Origin of the sequence: Micromonospora sp. NPDC023633 (assembly GCF_040640035.1) — a bacterium.
Taxonomy (GTDB): domain Bacteria; phylum Actinomycetota; class Actinomycetes; order Mycobacteriales; family Micromonosporaceae; genus Micromonospora.
Map to the genome: position 1 here is coordinate 1 of NZ_JBFABB010000009.1, position 16,452 is coordinate 16,452.

Here is a 16,452-nt window from a genome sequence, read left to right on the forward strand (position 1 = left end):
CCGCACGGCATCGCGCAGCCGGTCATGAACCCGGTCCCAGGTGCCGTCAGCACTCCAGCACCGAAACCACCGGTAGGCCACGTCCCACGGCACCAGATCGTGAGGCACATGCCGCCACGCCGCACCAGTGCGCAGCACGTACAGGATCGTGTCGATGACCAACCGACGCGGATAGCGCAACGGCCGACCACCCCGACGTGGATCCCGCACCGGCAGCAGCGGTTCGATCACCGCCCACTGCCCGTCAGTCAGTGACGACTCGTACACCGGTTTACAGACACAGCGACACAGAAGTGATCTTCGCTGACACAGTCAGCGAAGGTCACGTCCAGGTATCACAACACTCTCTAAGGCTGGTTTCAGCTGCGGATGAAGCACTCGAGCGCCTCGGCGGACCCCCACCGCCCGTCGATCTCCCCGCAGCGGCGGGCCCGGCAGCATGCCGGGCCCGCCGTTGTCGGCTTCAGGCGCTCGCCGCGACGAGGGTGAGGCGGTCGTCCAGGCCCGCGGTGATCGGCGCGGTGTCCCGCGACACCAGGAACTCCGGCCGCGTCGGGGCTGCCGGGGCGTTGTCGACCCGGTTGTACGTGATGAGCAGCAACGCGCGTCGGTCGGGCGACTCGTTGTTGGACGACGAGTGCACGATGCTGGGGTGAAACGCGTTGATCGTCCCGGCGGGACCGGTCATGCGCAGGCCGCCCTTGGCCGCCATCAGCTCGGCTGCGCGCTCGTCGCTCACCGTGTAGGTCAGCGTCGTCGACACGTGTTCACGCCAGTGCTTGCCCCGTTGCGCCTCCGCCCGGGGCAGATCGTAGATGCCGTCGTCGTGCGAGCCTGGCACGACCAGCAGCGGCCCGTTGGCGTCGTGCACGTCGTCCAGCGAGATGGCGATGTTCACGGCGTCGGGCCGGGGCATGCCGTCCTCGAGGTGCCAGAACGAGAAGTCCTGGTGCCACGGCCAGGCCGCCCCCTCTTCCGCCTGCTTGAGGTTGACCTTGAACTGGTAGACGTACACCTTGCCGCCGACCAGCGCCTCGGCCAGGCGCACCAACTCCGGCATCCGCACCAGAGCCGCGCACAGGTCGTCGAATGCGTGGCACCCGTGGACCGCGCGCACCGTGGCGCCGTCGTCCTCGTGGACGACCTCGGGTCGCGTTGACGCGCACAGCTCGTCGATGCGGTCGCGGACAGCCGAGACGGAGGCGGCAGCCAGCCGCGCTGCCGGCGAGCACCAGCCATGCTCGTCGTAGCGGGAGCGCAGCGTGGCAAGGTCGGTCGGGGAGAACATCATCTCTTTGCGACTCCGCTGGGCGTGAGGGACGGTCATCGGTGGGACGGGGAGGCCGGTCGGCCACCGTGATCGCGCACGAGCGCCAGCCGGTCGACCTTCCCGCTCGGCGTACGGGGGAACTCCGCCGGGAGGTGGACGAACCGCGACGGCAGCATGTAGTCGGGCACCCGGGCCGTGATCGCCCGACGCAGCGTGTCGGGGTGGATCTGCTCGCCCGAGGCGGTGCGGTAGAAGGCGGTGAGGCGGGTGTCGCCCACCCCGAGGGTCTCTGCGGTCACGATCGCCCCGACGACGCCGGGCGCTTGGCGTACCACGGCCTCGACCTCGCCCAACTCGACGCGATAACCGCGGATCTTCACCATGCCGTCGCGCCGGCCCAGGAACTCGATCCGCCCGTCGTGAAGGAACCGGGCGATGTCGCCGGTCCGGTACAGCCGCCCGATTCCGGGCAGTGGGCTGTCGACGAAGCGTTCCCGAGTCAGCTCGGGCTTGCGCCAGTAGCCGTCGGCCAGCGGCAGCCCGGAGACGCACAACTCGCCGGCGACACCGACGGGCTGGGGTCGCAGCCGGTCGTCGAGGATGGTTACGCGGGCGCTGTTGATCGGGTAGCCGATGGCCGGCAGCAGTGGCCACGTGGCCGGATCGCCGTCGATCCGCAGTGATGTCACGCTGTGGGTCTCGCTCGGGCCGTACTGGTTGAACAGCGTCGCGTCGACGAGTGCGGCGAAGAACTGCCGAATGGCCGGTGTGACGTGGATCTGCTCGCCGGCGCAGACGAACTCCCGAAGGGGCGGCGGCTCCAGCCCGAGTGCGGTCACGTACTGGGCGATGCTCTGCAACGCCGCGAACGGCAGAAACATACGCCGTACGGTGTGCTTCCCGATCACCGCCAGCAGCAGGTCGTAGTCGGCCCGCTCCTCGGCGTCGACGAGCACCAGCGTGCCGCCCGTCGACCAGGTGCTGAAGATCTCCAGGAACGACGCGTCGAAGCTGAGCGCCGAGTACTGCAGGGTCCGGTCGCCGGGGCCACAGGCGGAGTCACCGCATTGCCAGGCGACCAGCCCGGCCAGCGGGCCGTGTGGCATCGCCACGCCCTTGGGTAGGCCGGTGGAGCCGGAGGTGTAGATCAGGTAGGCGAGGTCGGCCTCGGTCGCGGCGGGCAGCGCGGACTCGGCTCCGTCCGGCAGGTCGTACCATCGATCCGGTTCGAGGACGGTGACGCCGTCGGGTATCGGCACCGCGTCGGCCAGCCACGGCTGGGCGAGCAGGCATGCCACGTCGCTGTCGCCCAGCATGTACGCCAGGCGCTCGCCCGGATAGGTCGGGTCCAGGGGCACGTAGGCGGCGCCCGACTTGAGCACCGCCAGCACCGCGATGACCATGTCGATGGACCGCTCCAGGAGAATCCCGATCGGTCGCACCGGTTTCCCGTCGCGCTGCTGATGCAGCACCTGGGCCAGCCGGTCGGCGGCGTCGCCCACCTCGGCGTAGGTGACCTGCCGGTCTCGCCAGATCGCGGCGATCGCGTCGGGGGTGCGTTGCCGCTGCGCCTCGAACGCCTCGTGTGCCAGCGCTGGCCGGGTGGTGGGCGCCGGGGCCTGTGCGAACACCCGCGTGACGAGGTCGAACTCGTCAGGGGCCAGCAGGTCGAGGTCGCCGACCAACTGACTCGGCTGGGTGAGCGCGCTCGCCAGCAGCGTCCGGAACCGGTCGACCAGGCGCTGCGCGGTCGCCGGACGGTAGAGTTCGGTGGAATAGTCGAGCATGCCCAGCATCGGGCCGTCGGATCCACTCAGCCGTAGCAGCAGGTCGAACTTGCTCGTGCCGGTGTGTACCTCCAGCGGCTCGACCCGCAGACCCGGCAGCCGCAGCTGGGTCGACTCGCCGTCGTCTATCCCGATGACCGTCTGGAACAGTGGGAAGCGATCCGGTTCGCCGGCGGTGACGGTCTGGCGGACGATCGTCGTGAGCGGTACGCCGCAATGCCGTTGCGCCGCCAGGCACTCCTGCTTGACCGCCGCCACCAGCTCGGCGAACGACATCTCCGGCGTCACCGTGAGCCGCAGCGGCATCAGATCTGCCAGGCAGCCCACGACCCGGTCCAGTTCGGCGGCACCGCGACGGGCCACCGGCGTGCCGATGACCAGGTCCTGCTGCCCGCCGTGGCGGTGCAGCAGGGCGGCGTACGCGGCCGTCAGCACGGTGAACGCGGTGGTGCGCCCGGCGCGCGCGACGGCCCGTACGGCCTGCGTGGTCGCGGCGTCGAGTACGAACTCGACCCGACCCCCTGCGTGTCCGAGCTCGGCTGGGCGCCGCCGGTCGGCCGGGATCGTCGTGAACTGTGGCGGCGACTGCAGCCGGTCGCGCCAGTAGGCCACGGCTGCGGCGTCGACTTCCTGCGCCCGCTGGCGCTGTGCGTACTCACCCATAGTCAGCGCGGGCGCCGGCGGCAGCGTCGGGTTGGCGTACCAGCGGGCGATGTCGTCGGCCATGACCTGAAGCGACCAACCGTCCATGGCGATGTGGTGCATCAGGACGGCGAGCACATGGTCCTCGCGTCCGAGCCGGAGCAGAAAGGCCCGCATCGGGGTCTGGTCCAAGTCGAGATCGAGCTCAGCCAGCTCACGCAGCCGCCGGTCGACCGCCTCCGGCGGACAGTCTTCGCTCTCGAGCGCCGCTGCCGAGTCCTCGACGATCTGAGTCGGCTGCCCCTCGTGCAGCCTGTACCGGGTGCGCAACCCCGGGTGTGCGGATGTCAGGCGGTCGATCGCCAGTGCGAGCGCGCCGGTGTCGAGCGGGCCGTGGATGCGGTGCGTCCACAGCACGGTGTAGCGAGACCTGCTCTCCGCGAAGGCGTCGCTGAGCCAGATCGCCTCCTGCTCGTGGGTCATGGGGTAGACGGTCAACGCGTGCTCCGGGTTCGGGTCGTCGGGGTACGGGCCGCGTTCGCCAGCGCATCGCGGTCGAGCTTGCCGTTGGGGGTCAGTGGGAACCGGTCCAGGGCCCGCACGATCGTCGGGACGAGCGACCGGGGCAGCCGGTTCAGCAGGTCGCGGCGCAACGCCGCAGGCCCGCCCGGATCGTCGCCGGGCACGTAGAACAGCGCCAGGGCCTGGTCGACGACGGTCACCGTGCAGTCCCGTACGCCAGGTGACTGTCGGGCCGCCGCCTCGACCTCCGCGGGTTCGATGCGATGGCCGCCGACCTTCATCTGGCGGTCGCGCCGGCCCCGGAAGCGCAGTAGGCCGTCCGGATCGATCAGGCCGTAGTCGCCGGTGCGGTACGCCCGCACCATTTCGCCGCTGATCTCGACCGGCGCGAACGCGCGGGCGGTCAGCTCCGGCTCGCCCAGGTAGCAGGTGGCCAGGCCGTCGCCTGCGACACAGATCTCGCCGGTTTCCCCGGGCGGGCAGATCCGGCCCTGCCCGTCGAGCACCAGCACGGTCGTCGCCGGGACGGGGGAGCCGAGAGGGATGTCCGCGCCGTCGGCGCAGTCTTCGAGCCGGACCCGGTGGGTGGTGGTGTGCATGCAGCTCTCGGTCGGGCCGTATCCGTTGAGCAGCACGGTCCGCGGGTGGCGGCGCAGGAACCGGGCTGCGTGCGGCGCGGGCAGGCGTTCCCCGCCCACCAGCACCGTCCCCAGCCCGGCGAAGCTGTCGAGGTCTTCGTCGACGAAGAGCGCGAACAGTGAGGTCGTCAGGCGCAGCGTGGTCGCGCCGTGCTGGTCGACCATCCGGCGCAGTTTCCCGGGGGTGAGGTAGTCGCCGTCGACGAGCAGCGACGTGCCGCCGGTCATCAGCTGGCCGAGCAACTCGTAGCTGTACATGTCCCACCACGGCGGCGCCCCCTGCGGCATCGCGTAGCCGGGGCCGAAACCTGGCGGCGGGGTGGTACGGAACATCCGCGTCATCGCCCGGTGCGGCAGCACCACGCCCTTGGGCCGGCCGGTGGTGCCCGAGGTGAAGACGACCGTCGCCGCCGCCTCCGCGTCGATCGCCGTCTCGGGCGCGGCGGGCGGGCGTGCCGTGCTGCCCGGCCCGGCAGGACCGATCGCCGTCAGCGGCAGGACCGTGCGGCCGCCCCAGTCCTGACCCGGATCGGTGGTGAGCACCAGGGCAGCCCCGACAAGGTCGGTGATGGCGAGCCGGCGCGGCGTCGGCCACCGCGGGTCGATGGTCGTGTACGCCGCGCCGCACCACAGTACGCCGAGTTGGGCGGCGACCAACTCCGGGCAGCGGTGTGCGCAGAGCGGCACGATCGCACCCGCACCGATCCCGCTTGCGCTGAGGCGTGCGGCCACGGCGAGCGCGCGCCGGTGCAGGTCGGCGTACTCGACCGGTGACCCCTGGTGCACGAGGGCGGTGGCGTGCGGAAACCGCTCGGCCGTCCGGGCGACCGCCTGGTGGACCAGGGTCTGCCCTGCACCGTCAGCCGGCGGCACCGGCAGACCTCGCCGACACGAGGGCGATGAAGTCGCCGAACACGTCGTTGTCCAGCAGGTCGACCGGGGTCAGAGCGACTCCGGTCCCACTCTCGATCCGTGCGCAGATCCGCAGCGCCTGCAGCGACGTGCCGTCGTGGTCGTAGAAGCTGTCCGCGGGATCGACCTCGTCCAGGTCGAGGACGTCGGCGATGACGTCCGCGACGATCTGCGCGGTGGACCGCGTCACTGGGCAGCCTCCGCGCTGATCGCTGACGCGAGCGCGACGACCGTACGGTTGCGCAGGATCAGCCGCATCGGCAGGCGACTGCCGACGCGGTCGGTGAGTTCGACCATCACCTGCACAGCGGTCAGCGAGTTGCCTCCGGCGACCTCGAAGAAGGGGTCCTCGTCGCCGAAGTCGGCGTGGCCCAGCACCTTCTCCCACACCGCACGCACCTCGTCGACGAGGTGCTGCGGCGGATTCTGGGTGGCATTGGACATCGTCACTCCGTTTCTCCACAGGCCGATGGTCAGTCGCGACGGGCGGCGCTGTCGAGGCGCTCCGTCAGCGCGGCGGCGAGCGCCGCGACGGTCGGGTACTTGAACAGGTCGGTGACCGGCACCTCGACCGCGAATTCCCGTCGGATCTCGCGGTGCACCTGGATGAGCGTCATCGAGCTGGCGCCCAGCGCGAACAGGGGCACGTCGCGCGGCAGGCGCTCGGGCGCGGCGCCGAGCGCTCCTGCCCAAAGGTCGGTGAGTTTCCGCTCGACCACGCCGCGCGGCTGTGCGTCGGCGGCGACCGGGAGACCCACCTCCGGCACGGGCAGGCGGCGGGGATCCGCCTTGCCGGTGTTCCCGGTCGGGATCCGGTCGATCCCGACCAGGTAGGCGGGAACCAGTTCGGCGGGCAGCTCCCCGGCGAGGTGCGCGCGGAGCCGCGCCGTGTCGAGACCGTCGAGGGTGACCGCGTACGCCACGAGCGCGTCGGGCCGTCGGGGATGGACCGCGACGAGGGCGTCGACGATGCCGGGAAACCTCAGCACGATCCGCCGAACACCCTCCAGCTCGACGCGCAGTCCGCGGACCTTGACCTGGCCGTCCTCACGGCCCAGGTAGGCGATGTTGCCGTCACCGCACAACCGAGCCAGGTCGCCGGTGCGGTACAGGCGGCCTCCGCCCTGGCGGCTGACGGTATCGGGCACGAACACCTTTGCGGTCAGCTCGTCGCGGTTGACGTAGCCCAGTGCCAGTCCGACGCCCCCGACGTGGAGTTCGCCAGGGAACCCCGGCGGCAGTAGCTGTCCGCCCTGGCCGAGGACGTAGGTCCGCGCCCCGGCCACAGGCCGACCGATGGGCAGGTCCGCGTCGGGCTCCAGCGGCCCGTCGGCGAGGACGTGGAATGTCGCATCGATGGTGGCTTCGCTCGGCCCGTAGAGATTCACCACGCGGGCGCGGGTGGCGGCGGCCGCCGCGGCAGCCGTCTCATGGGTCAGCCGCTCCCCGCCGCAGAAGATCCACCGCAGGCGTGGACAGTCCCAGTCGGAGCGTTCCGCGAGCATCGCGTTGAGCAGGGTCGGCACGAACTGCGCCACGCTCACGTCGTGGGTGCGTAGCTCGGTGTGCATCAGGGCCGGGTCGCGGTGGGCGTGGGCAGGAGCGACGACGACAGCAGCGCCGATGACCAGCGGAGTCAGGTATTCCCAGACAGAGGCGTCGAACACCGGTGAGGTCTTGAAGTAGAACCGGTCGGTGCGGTCGAGGCCGAACTCGTGCTGCTTGAAACGCAGGTGGTTGAGGATGGCGTGGTGCGGGATGACCGCCGTCTTCGGTAGGCCCGTGGTACCCGAGGTGGTGATCAGGTACGCCGGAGCGGCGGGGTCGGCGGCAACGTGGGTGACCGGCGCCCCCGACCCGGCTGGCGGAGGCGCCTGCGCTGCGACGATCACCGGCAGCCCGGCCGGGGCGTCGGCGGTCGCCGTGACGACCGCGGCGCCGGCCGCTGCGTCGCTCAGCACGAAGGAGCGTCGACCGGCCGGTTGTTCCATGTCCACGGGTAGGAAGGCGTGGCCGCACCGCAGGACCGCGAGCGCGGCTGCGACGAACGCCGCCGAGCGCGTCATGCACAGCGCCACCACCGAAGCGGGCGGTAGGGACAGCACGCCGATCTCTGCGGCCAGGTGGCCGGACCACCGGTCCAGGTCGGCGTAGCTCACGGTGTGATCGCCGGCGATGAGCGCGAGCGCGTCGGGCCGGTCGTCGGCGCAGGCACGGAACGCCTCGATGACGCCGGGGCCTTCGTGGGCCGGCGGGCCCACGGACCAGTCGGTGAGGATGCGCTCCTGGGTTTCGGGGTCGGCCAGCTGCACCGCGAGCGGGCTGCCGGCGTCGGTGAGGAGCTGGGCCAGCACCGTCTCGAACCCGCGGGCGATGGCGTCGGCCTCGGCGGCGTGGAACAGGTTCGTGCAGTAGTCGAGCCGCCCGGTGAGCGCTCCGTCGCGCATGTTGATGGACAACAACAGCTCGGCCTTGCTGCCCCGGGTGGCGAACTCGACCGGCTCGCTGACGACGCCGGGCAGGGTGAGGAGGGGGAAGGACGCGTCGTTGAAGGAGAGCACCGCCGGCAGCGGAGGACGACCCGGCTGGATCAGGCGTCCGCCCGACCGTGCCGCGTCCAGTGCGACGCCCTGGTGCTCCACCCCGTCCATGACACGGTCCTGCACCAGGCGCGCGTACTCACCGAGCGTGGGAGTGACCAGGCTGGGCGCGCGAAGTCGAAGCATGTCGGAGAACAGACCGACGACCTGCCGGTACCGCGGTCGTCGCCAGTCGACGCCGGGGAAGGCGACCACGACGTCATCGCTGCGGGTGTAGTGCTGCAACACCAGCGTGTACGCGGCCATGCAGGCAGAGAACGGCGTCACCTCGATGCGGGCAGCCTGGGCGCCCAGGTCGACGGGCAGCCGGACCGCGACCGACGCGACGCGGGGCTCGACGGCGGCCGACGCGACGGTGCTCGGGGCGATGCCGCCGCCCGGGTCGACCCCGTCCAGGGACTCCTGCCAGAACCGCTGCGCGGCGCGGCCGGCGGGGGAGGCGGCAAAGTCCTGCTGCCACCGCACGTAGGAGAAGTAGTCGGGGCCGTCGGTCTCCGGTTCGGCGACGCCCGCGTACGCACGCGACAGCTGGTCCAGGAACACGGGCAGCGACGGCGCGTCCACCGCGAGGTGGTCGAAGATGATCAGCAGCAGTGCCGCCGCGTCCCCCTGGCGCAGAAGGTGGGCCCGCAGCCGTACCGAATCCTCGGCCACGAATGGCACCGCGCACAGTGCCGTCAGGTGCGCGTCGAGGTCGTCCGCGACCACGTCTGCGGTCCGCAGCAGCGACGCAGGTGCCGGCTGGAGCACCTGGTAGGTGACGGACTGCTCCTCCTGCAGTTGGACGCGCAGTTGCGGCTGCCGCCGGACCACCTCCGTGAGGGCCCGGTCCAGCCGCCCTTCGTCCAGGGCACCTGTCAGCCGGTACGCCACGGCAACGTTGTAGCCCGCGCCGTCCGCGACGAACTGCTGTGCGACATGCACGGCGCGCTGCTGGACGCTGAGCGGCGCGCGAGCGTGGTCCGGCCGCGATGGCTTCACATGCTCCCCCCGGTCATGAGCGGCTCGGATGCGCCCCTCGTCAGCGGCCGTACGGCCCTACCGTCCCATCCACGTCGGAGTAAGTGGCCCGCCAGATCGGCGACCGTGCGAATTATTGGTCGATTGAAGCACGTCTTTCAATGCAGTGTGAGTTGTTTCACATCGGTTGCTCGCCTGTGATTCCACCGATAGCTTGACCGGAAGCGATTGACGTCAAAGCCGCATGTCGAATGACGGAAATGTCGACTGCTCGCCGCGCCGCCAAGCCGCAAGGGCGTCGCGCTCTACCGGAGGCGCGTGCGTCGAATTCTTCGGAGTCAATTAAATAGCATGCGTATTGCCGGTGTCGCCTGCGCTACCACGGCCGGTCTTGTTGCGCGCACAACAGGCAAAGGAGACCGAACCTGATGGCACTGATCGATCTGCTGTCCGAACTCGCGGGCTTGGGCATGCGCCTTTCCGCACAGGGTGACAAGCTGCGGATAAGCGGCCCGCGCGAGCGGCTCACCGAGCCGCTGCGAGCCCGCCTCGCCGCGCACCGCGACGAGGTGCTGCAGTTCGTTCGCGAGCAGGAGCACGAAGAGCGGCGCCGCAGTGTGCGCATCGTCCCGGTCGACCGCACCCGACCGCTACCGGCCTCGTACGCGCAGCGGCGCCTCTGGCTGATCGAGCAACTCGCGACCGACGTGCCGATCTACAACATGTACATGGCGCGCACCATCACCGGTCCGCTCGACACCGGCGCGATGCGGTCTGCCGTCGAGACCATCACGGCCCGGCACGAGATCCTGCGCAGCGCACTCGTGGAGGACGGCGACGACCTGCTTCAGGTGCCGGACCCGGCGGGACGGCCCGCGTACACCGAGCACGACCTGCGGGAAGCCGCCGATGAGGCGGTCCGGCAACTGCTGTACGACATCGTCGCGACCCGCTTCGACCTGTCGCGGGCTCCGCTCATCCGCTTCGACCTCATCCGCACCGGCGCCTCGGACTGGATCTTCGTCATCACCCAGCACCATGTCATCTCCGACGGCTGGTCGGCGGGCATCATCCGCAAGGAGATCTCGGAGCTGTACTCCGCCGCCGTCGAAGGCCGCGAGCCGGACCTGCCCGACCTGCCGGTGCAGTATGCCGACTTCGCCGCGTGGGAGCGGCAGTGGATCACCAGCGAGGTGGCCGAACAGCAGCGCGAGTTCTGGCGCGGCCAGTTGGCGCACTTGCCGCCGGCGCTGGAGCTGATGCCCGGCCGGCCCCGGGCCGCGGTGCAGAGCTACCGCGGTGACGCGCTGGTGTTCACCTACGACGCGGATCTGATGAAGCGGCTGCGGGAGCTGTGCGCCGAGTGTGGCACCACCCTCTACGGCGCCCTGGTAGCGGCGTACGGCCTGCTGCTGTCACGGATGACCCGCGCTGACGACCTCGCGGTCGGAAGCCCGCTGGCCAGTCGGCCCTACCCGGTGCTGGAGAACACCCTCGGCCTGTTCTTCAACTCGATCACCGTGCGGATGCGGCCCGATCCGCAGCAGACGGTCCGCGAGTTCCTCGCCGCGGTCCGCCGCAGCGTCTTCGACGCCTTCGCCCACCAGGATCTCCCTTTCGACCAGGTGGTCCAAGCGGTCGCGCCGGAGCGCAGCGTCTCGCACTCGCCGCTGTTCCAGGCCATCTTCATCCTGCAGAGCTACCCCGAGACCGGGCTGTCGCTGACGGGCCTGGAGACCGGGCAGGCCGTCGCGCCGGTCTACGCGACGCAGTACGACATCATGTTCAAGTTGCGCGAGGACGGCGATCTGGGCAGGGGCTTCCTCGTCTACAACAGCGAGATGTTCGCCAAGTCCGACATGTCCCGCCTGGTGGACTGGTTCGCGCGTGTGGTCCGACTGATAGCGGCCGACCCCGACACCAGGCTCGGCGACCTGGTGCTGGCCAGTGCCGAAGACCTCGCCCACGTGGCCCGATGGAACGCCGCCACCACTCGGGAACTGCCCGCCCAGCCGGTGCACCGGCAGATCCTGGCCCAGCTGCACGCCGACCCCACCGCACCCGCGGTGACCTTTCGTGGCCGCACCCTCACCAATGCTGCACTGGCCGAGCGGGCCCTGGCCATCACGGCAGGTCTTGTCGCGGCGGGGCTACGCCCCGGCGACCGCGTCGGCGTGCTGGTCCCCCGATCCACCGATCTCGTCGCGACCCTGCTCGGCGTACTCAGCGCCGGCTTGGCGTACGTACCTCTCGACGGCGCCGCACCGCAGCAGCGGTCGGCGGCCAGCCTGACCATCGCCGAATGCGCCGCGCTGATCGTCGAACACCCCGCCGTGCCGCTACCGCCGTTCGGCGGCCGGGTCCTGCCGCTGACCGAACTCACCGAACACCCGCCGCTGACCGCCCTTCCTGAGGTTCCGGCAGACAGCACCGCGTACGTCATCTTCACCTCGGGCTCAACCGGCGTGCCGAAGGGCGTCCGCGTCGGACATCGGAACCTGACCAACTTCTTCACGGCGATGGACGAAACGGTCCCGCTTCCGCCACGGCCGGTATGGCTCGCGGTCACCAACGTCACCTTCGACATCGCGGTACTCGAACTGCTGTGGACTCTCAGCCGCAATGTCCACGTCATCGTCGGCGAGAGCATGGAGACGCTGCACCAGTTGGCGGAAGCCGACACCGAACCGGTAAAGGTCCCCGATCTGATTGAGACCGCCGGCGTCACCGCGCTGCAAGCGACACCCACATTCGTCCGGACGATGCTGCGGATGCCCGGCGGGCCCCAGGCCCTCGCCCGGCTGCACACCCTGCTGGTCGGCGGTGAGCCGCTGGACCCGACGCTGGCCGCCACGCTGCGCGAACTCGGCATCCCCAAGGTGTTGAACATGTACGGTCCGACCGAGACCACGGTATGGTCCACCGCCTGGCAGCTCGACTCCGGGTCGCCGCTGGTCGGTAGGCCGCTCGCCAACACCACCGTGCACATCGTCGATGCCTTCCTGCGTCCGGTGCCCATCGGCATGTTCGGCGAGCTCGTCATCGGCGGCGCGGGGGTCAGCCAGGGCTATGTCGGGGACCCGGAACTGACCGCGCGACGCTTCGTCTCGGCGCCGCACCTCGACGACGGAGCCACCGTCTACCGCACCGGCGACCTCGCGCGGATCACGTCCGACGGCACGATCGAACTGGTCGGGCGCTTCGACAACCAGGTCAAGCTCAACGGCCACCGGATAGAGCTGGAGGAGATCGAGCGGGCGGTGACCGCCCTGCCCGGTCTGCAGGACTGCGCCGTGGTCGTGCAGACCGACGGCGAGCAGACCCGCCTCGCCGCCCACTGCGTCACCGCCGACGGGGCAGCGGTGGACGAGGAATGGCTGCGGGTCGAGCTGGCGCGCACGCTGCCGCCCCAGATGATCCCCGGCCTGGTCGCCACCATCCCCGCCCTGCCGGTCTCTCCCAACGGCAAACTCGACCGCAAGGCGCTTCCCAGGATCGAGGCACGCGCCGCCGGGTCCGAGCCGGTCACGGCGGATGGCGACGTCGAAGAGGCGCTGCTGGCGGCCTGGCGCCGGGTGCTGGGCGACGAGCGTATCGGGGTGACCGACGACTTCTTCCGCTCCGGCGGCAACTCGTTGCTGGTGGTCCGCCTGCTCAGTGAGGTGCGTGCGCAGGCCGCGCCCCAGGCGCGCATCGTCGACCTGTTTCGCTTCTCGACGGTACGGTCATTCGCGGCGCACCTGGCCGGTGCGGCCGCCGACGAGCCCAACGTGGCAGCGGATCACGATGAGGCACAGCGCGCCCGCCTACGCCGGCAGCAGCAGGTGCGCCGCAAACGGCAGGCGCGCACCGAGGGTTAGCGACGCGTCGAACGCTCAGCGGTAGACGACGTTCAAGCGCTCGTTCAGCTCGGTCAGAGATGCCAGGATCGCCTCGTGCGTCGTCGCCGTACCGTGCACCAGACCGATGCTGTTGGCGGTGCCGTCGCGCCAGTCCAGCGCCCGGCCCGGCTTCGAGCGCAACTCGATGCTGCGGATACCGCCGACGTCGCGGGGCCGCACGTCGTTCCAGGACACCAGGGTCTTCGCTTCGACCGGCGGTGCCAGCAGGTAGGCGAACTCCACGCGCTTCCACACCAGGGCAGGCACCGTCACCCGGTCGCCTGTCGCGAGCCGCAGCACGGTCCGCACGAGGTCAAAGCCGGACGCTCGACGCAGCAGCACCGGAACGTAACCGCCAAGCCGGCCGTTCACTTCGATGACGTGAGGGCCGGTCGGGGTCAGCTTGATCTCGGTGTGCGTCACGCCGTGCCGGACCCCCAGCGCCCGCAGTGCGGCACTGGCGACCTCCGCCGCGGCTGCCTGGTCGCGCTCCGACAGCGTGCAGGGAAGCACGTGCCCCGTCTCGCGGAACGGCGGCGCGAGCGGGAGCTTGGACGTCACGCAGACGGTCTGGACGTCCTCGCCCTGCACCACGGATTCGACCGAAACGTAGTCACCCCAGCATTCCCCAGCCACCGAAGGGTCTCCGGTCAGCAGCTCTTCCAGGACGAAGTCGCCGGTGCCGCGTGCCACGAACTCAGCCACGTAGCTGCGGCACTGCCCCAGCGACTCGATGCGGGCGGTGTCCACACTGCCGGCACCGTTGCGGGGCTTCAGCACCGCCGGCAGTCCGACCTCGGCGAGAGCGGCGACCGCATCGTCGACCGTACGCACCAGCCGCGCCTGCGGCGAAGGCACCGCCGCCGCGTTCAGCAAAGTGCGCTGCAAGAACTTGTCGGTCAGGGCGGGCACGGTCGCCGGGCTGTGGAACGACAGCCCGCAGCGCTGGGCGATGCGGGCAGCCAGGTGCAGCCAGTTGTCGTTGAACGCTGCCACCCCGTCCGGGCTCAGGGTCGCAGCCAGGTCGCAGATCTCGTCCTCGGACAGCCCGACAGCATCGACGACGCGAACGTTTTCGGGGATCGCCCACATGTCCGCAGCTGCCGCGTCCTCATGCCTCATCCGCAGGAACACGACATCACAGACGTCGCGGGCGGCCGACAGGACGGTCACCGCGCTGGCCGAGCCTCTGTCGTAGACGATGAGGCAAGTCGGAAGACTCATCTGGCCGGCTCCTCCAACCTTCGGCTCCGGACTCGACGGGCGCCCCTACCGCAGGCATGGACGGACGCCGACGTCGTCAGAACGGCCCGACCTCGACGTTCCGCGCCGCTGCCACCCGGTCGCAGAGAGCGCAACGCCCAATTCGCCAAGCCCGGACGGATTGACCGCGTACCCGGCCGCCCGCGCTGGGGACATGGGCGAAACAGGACCTGCCCGATGGTAGCGGTAATCCGGGGCGGCTGGGTCCCGAGGCACCCACCGGCAAGGGTGAGCATCGGTTGAGAGACGTACGCGCCACGATCGAGCACGTGAGCCGTAATGTCGATCCCGAATGTCCCCGATACCTCAAAAACCGGCGAAGTCTACGGCGCGGCCATCAGGGCCGGGAAATGCGATTCCCCGAAGTCTGAGGTCCTCCAGAGGTGGGAACCGCGGGTGTGCGTGCCGACCAGCCACCCCATCCATCCGAGGGAGGCCCGACGCACTAGCGTTGCCGCGGCCCGGGACGGCTCTGCTGAAACGAGACGAAATGCGTTGGCTCCAGCGGTTACTGGGCGGCGGGCGGGTCCAACTCGATCTGGGGCGGCGGCAGGCGGTCGAGATCATCGCCGAGGCGCACCGCCGGGCCGGGGCAGTCAGCGCGCAGCTGCGGCAGGCCGTACTTGCTGCAAGGGCTCCCGGTCTCTGGGGTGAGCCCCTCACGCCCGGATGGCCACCCATCATGACATGCCGCTGCCGAACCCCGATCTGGTTGAGCGGTGACGATGAGGTCCAGGCCGCGCCCGGGCCGCCTTGGCTCAGCCCAGCGCGTCCATCAGGGCGGTGACATAGGCGTCCAGCCGCTCCTCCACGGCTCGCGTCGTCAGCTCCGTCCTCCCCGCCTCCCGCCATGGCTGCGCCACCACCTGCACCTCCTCTGAGCACGCCAGCGCGTCCCGCACCTGCCAGTACAGCCGCTCGCTCGCGGCCGCGGCCAGCACCCCGCCGGCCTCCTCGTACGCCTGAGCGAACCGCAGACCCCACGCCGGGCCGTGCAACAGCGCGAGATTGGTGCAGCAGTGCGCCACATCGAGATCCGCCGGGCCCCAGGAGGCCGCTGCCCAGTCGACGACGCCGGTGATCCGGACACCTGCCGCCCTGGGGGGCGGCACGTCGAACAGCACGTTGCCCGGTTGGAAGTCCCGGTGCAGGAATCGCCCTTCATGGGGCGGCGCGGGCCTGCGGATCACGTCGATCGCCGCGGCCCATGCCGCCGCGTCGGCGCCCTTCGGAGTCACGACGGTGTCGGCGGTCGTCAACGCCACATACTCTCGGGGCCGCTCGGCGGGCCGCACCGCGTGGATCGCCACGAGTTGACGGGCCAGCAGAGGAACCCGCGTCTCCAATCCCTCGTCCTCGAGGACCGTCCGTCCGGCCAGATGTGTCATCAGCAGCGATGGATACTCGCAATGCACGGCGGTCGGATCAACCGCGACCAGCTCAGGAGCCGGCACGCCGGTCCCCATGAGCAGGGACAGGGCGGCGGCCTCCCGATGCAGCCAGTCCTCGGCGTGCCCCACGTGGAAAGGGTCTACGAAGCTCCGCAGCACCAGCTCACGGGTGCTTCCGTCCCGCGTGCCGATGGTCAGCCTCCGCATTTCGGCAGTGATGCCGCCGTGCAGCGCCTCGGTCCTGACGATCCGTTCGCCGACCTCCAGGTGCCGACTGACCCAAGCCAGCGTCAACGGCAGGACAGCCGCCGCCTCATCGTGGTTGATCACCCTGCCACCTCATCATCCGGAAGGCGGCACGCGAAGCGTTTATGCGGGAGAGCACCGACCGTCGCTGCACAGCGGGATCAATCACCAGCAGCACCGAGTGTCCGGCAGGAACCGAACGTCTCTGATCAGGCCGGCATCGGTGGCGTCAGTGCGTGGGCCAGCGGGTCGGGATGCCCCCGAGCGCAAGTCGTGGCCGCAGCTCGTCAGGGGGCGGCACCGGCTCGCGGGATCGGACCGCGCCGGTCAGCCGCATGAC

Annotated in this window: 10 protein-coding genes; 1 reads left to right on the forward strand and 9 read right to left on the reverse strand. The window is 70.4% G+C overall.

The window, feature by feature from the left end; genetic code table 11:
* The 7 genes from AB0G13_RS04480 to AB0G13_RS04510 all read right to left on the reverse strand — a co-directional run.
* Positions 1–267: transposase (locus tag AB0G13_RS04480; RefSeq protein ID WP_357868783.1), on the reverse strand; the 267-nt coding region annotated here is incomplete at its 3' end.
* 196 nt (positions 268–463) lie between these two features.
* Positions 464–1,291: a phytanoyl-CoA dioxygenase family protein gene (locus tag AB0G13_RS04485; protein ID WP_357868786.1), complete on the reverse strand. Its 828-nt coding sequence runs from the start codon at positions 1,289–1,291 to the stop codon at positions 464–466.
* Between the two features lie 32 nt (positions 1,292–1,323).
* The gene (locus tag AB0G13_RS04490) at positions 1,324–4,182 is read right to left on the reverse strand and encodes an amino acid adenylation domain-containing protein (RefSeq protein ID WP_357868788.1); all 2,859 of its coding nucleotides are present in this window, start codon (positions 4,180–4,182) and stop codon (positions 1,324–1,326) included.
* A gap of 11 nt (positions 4,183–4,193) precedes the next feature.
* A complete protein-coding gene (locus AB0G13_RS04495; RefSeq protein ID WP_357868790.1) occupies positions 4,194–5,732 on the reverse strand; it encodes an amino acid adenylation domain-containing protein in 1,539 nt (512 codons plus the stop codon).
* A complete protein-coding gene (locus AB0G13_RS04500; RefSeq protein WP_357868792.1) occupies positions 5,719–5,961 on the reverse strand; it encodes a phosphopantetheine-binding protein in 243 nt (80 codons plus the stop codon). The genes AB0G13_RS04495 and AB0G13_RS04500 overlap by 14 nt, the downstream gene beginning before the upstream one ends.
* Positions 5,958–6,215, reverse strand: a complete 258-nt coding sequence (locus AB0G13_RS04505) for an acyl carrier protein (protein ID WP_357868794.1) — start codon at positions 6,213–6,215, stop codon at positions 5,958–5,960. Before AB0G13_RS04505 ends, AB0G13_RS04500 begins: the two co-directional genes overlap by 4 nt.
* Before the next feature lie 29 nt (positions 6,216–6,244).
* The gene (locus tag AB0G13_RS04510) at positions 6,245–9,352 is read right to left on the reverse strand and encodes an amino acid adenylation domain-containing protein (protein WP_357868797.1); all 3,108 of its coding nucleotides are present in this window, start codon (positions 9,350–9,352) and stop codon (positions 6,245–6,247) included.
* Between the two features lie 407 nt (positions 9,353–9,759).
* Between AB0G13_RS04510 and AB0G13_RS04515 the strand changes: the two genes are divergently transcribed.
* The gene (locus AB0G13_RS04515) at positions 9,760–13,191 is read left to right on the forward strand and encodes an amino acid adenylation domain-containing protein (RefSeq protein WP_357868800.1); all 3,432 of its coding nucleotides are present in this window, start codon (positions 9,760–9,762) and stop codon (positions 13,189–13,191) included.
* Positions 13,192–13,206: 15 nt separating this feature from the next.
* On the opposite strand, the gene AB0G13_RS04520 is transcribed toward AB0G13_RS04515, so the two are convergent.
* On the reverse strand, positions 13,207–14,436 hold the full coding sequence (locus AB0G13_RS04520; RefSeq protein WP_357868803.1) for an ATP-grasp domain-containing protein: 1,230 nt from the start codon (positions 14,434–14,436) through the stop codon (positions 13,207–13,209).
* Between the two features lie 797 nt (positions 14,437–15,233).
* Positions 15,234–16,196, reverse strand: a complete 963-nt coding sequence (locus AB0G13_RS04525) for a phosphotransferase (RefSeq protein WP_357868805.1) — start codon at positions 16,194–16,196, stop codon at positions 15,234–15,236.
* Positions 16,197–16,452: the final 256 nt, after the last annotated feature.

Excerpts from the sequence above, each read along its gene's own strand:
- AB0G13_RS04505 (WP_357868794.1), bottom strand. The coding sequence starts at position 6,215 with ATGTCCAATGCCACCCAGAATCCGCCGCAGCACCTCGTCGACGAGGTG.
- AB0G13_RS04485 (WP_357868786.1), bottom strand. The coding sequence starts at position 1,291 with ATGATGTTCTCCCCGACCGACCTTGCCACGCTGCGCTCCCGCTACGAC.
- AB0G13_RS04520 (WP_357868803.1), bottom strand. The coding sequence starts at position 14,436 with ATGAGTCTTCCGACTTGCCTCATCGTCTACGACAGAGGCTCGGCCAGC.
- AB0G13_RS04490 (WP_357868788.1), bottom strand. The coding sequence starts at position 4,182 with ATGACCCACGAGCAGGAGGCGATCTGGCTCAGCGACGCCTTCGCGGAG.
- AB0G13_RS04515 (WP_357868800.1), top strand. The coding sequence starts at position 9,760 with ATGGCACTGATCGATCTGCTGTCCGAACTCGCGGGCTTGGGCATGCGC.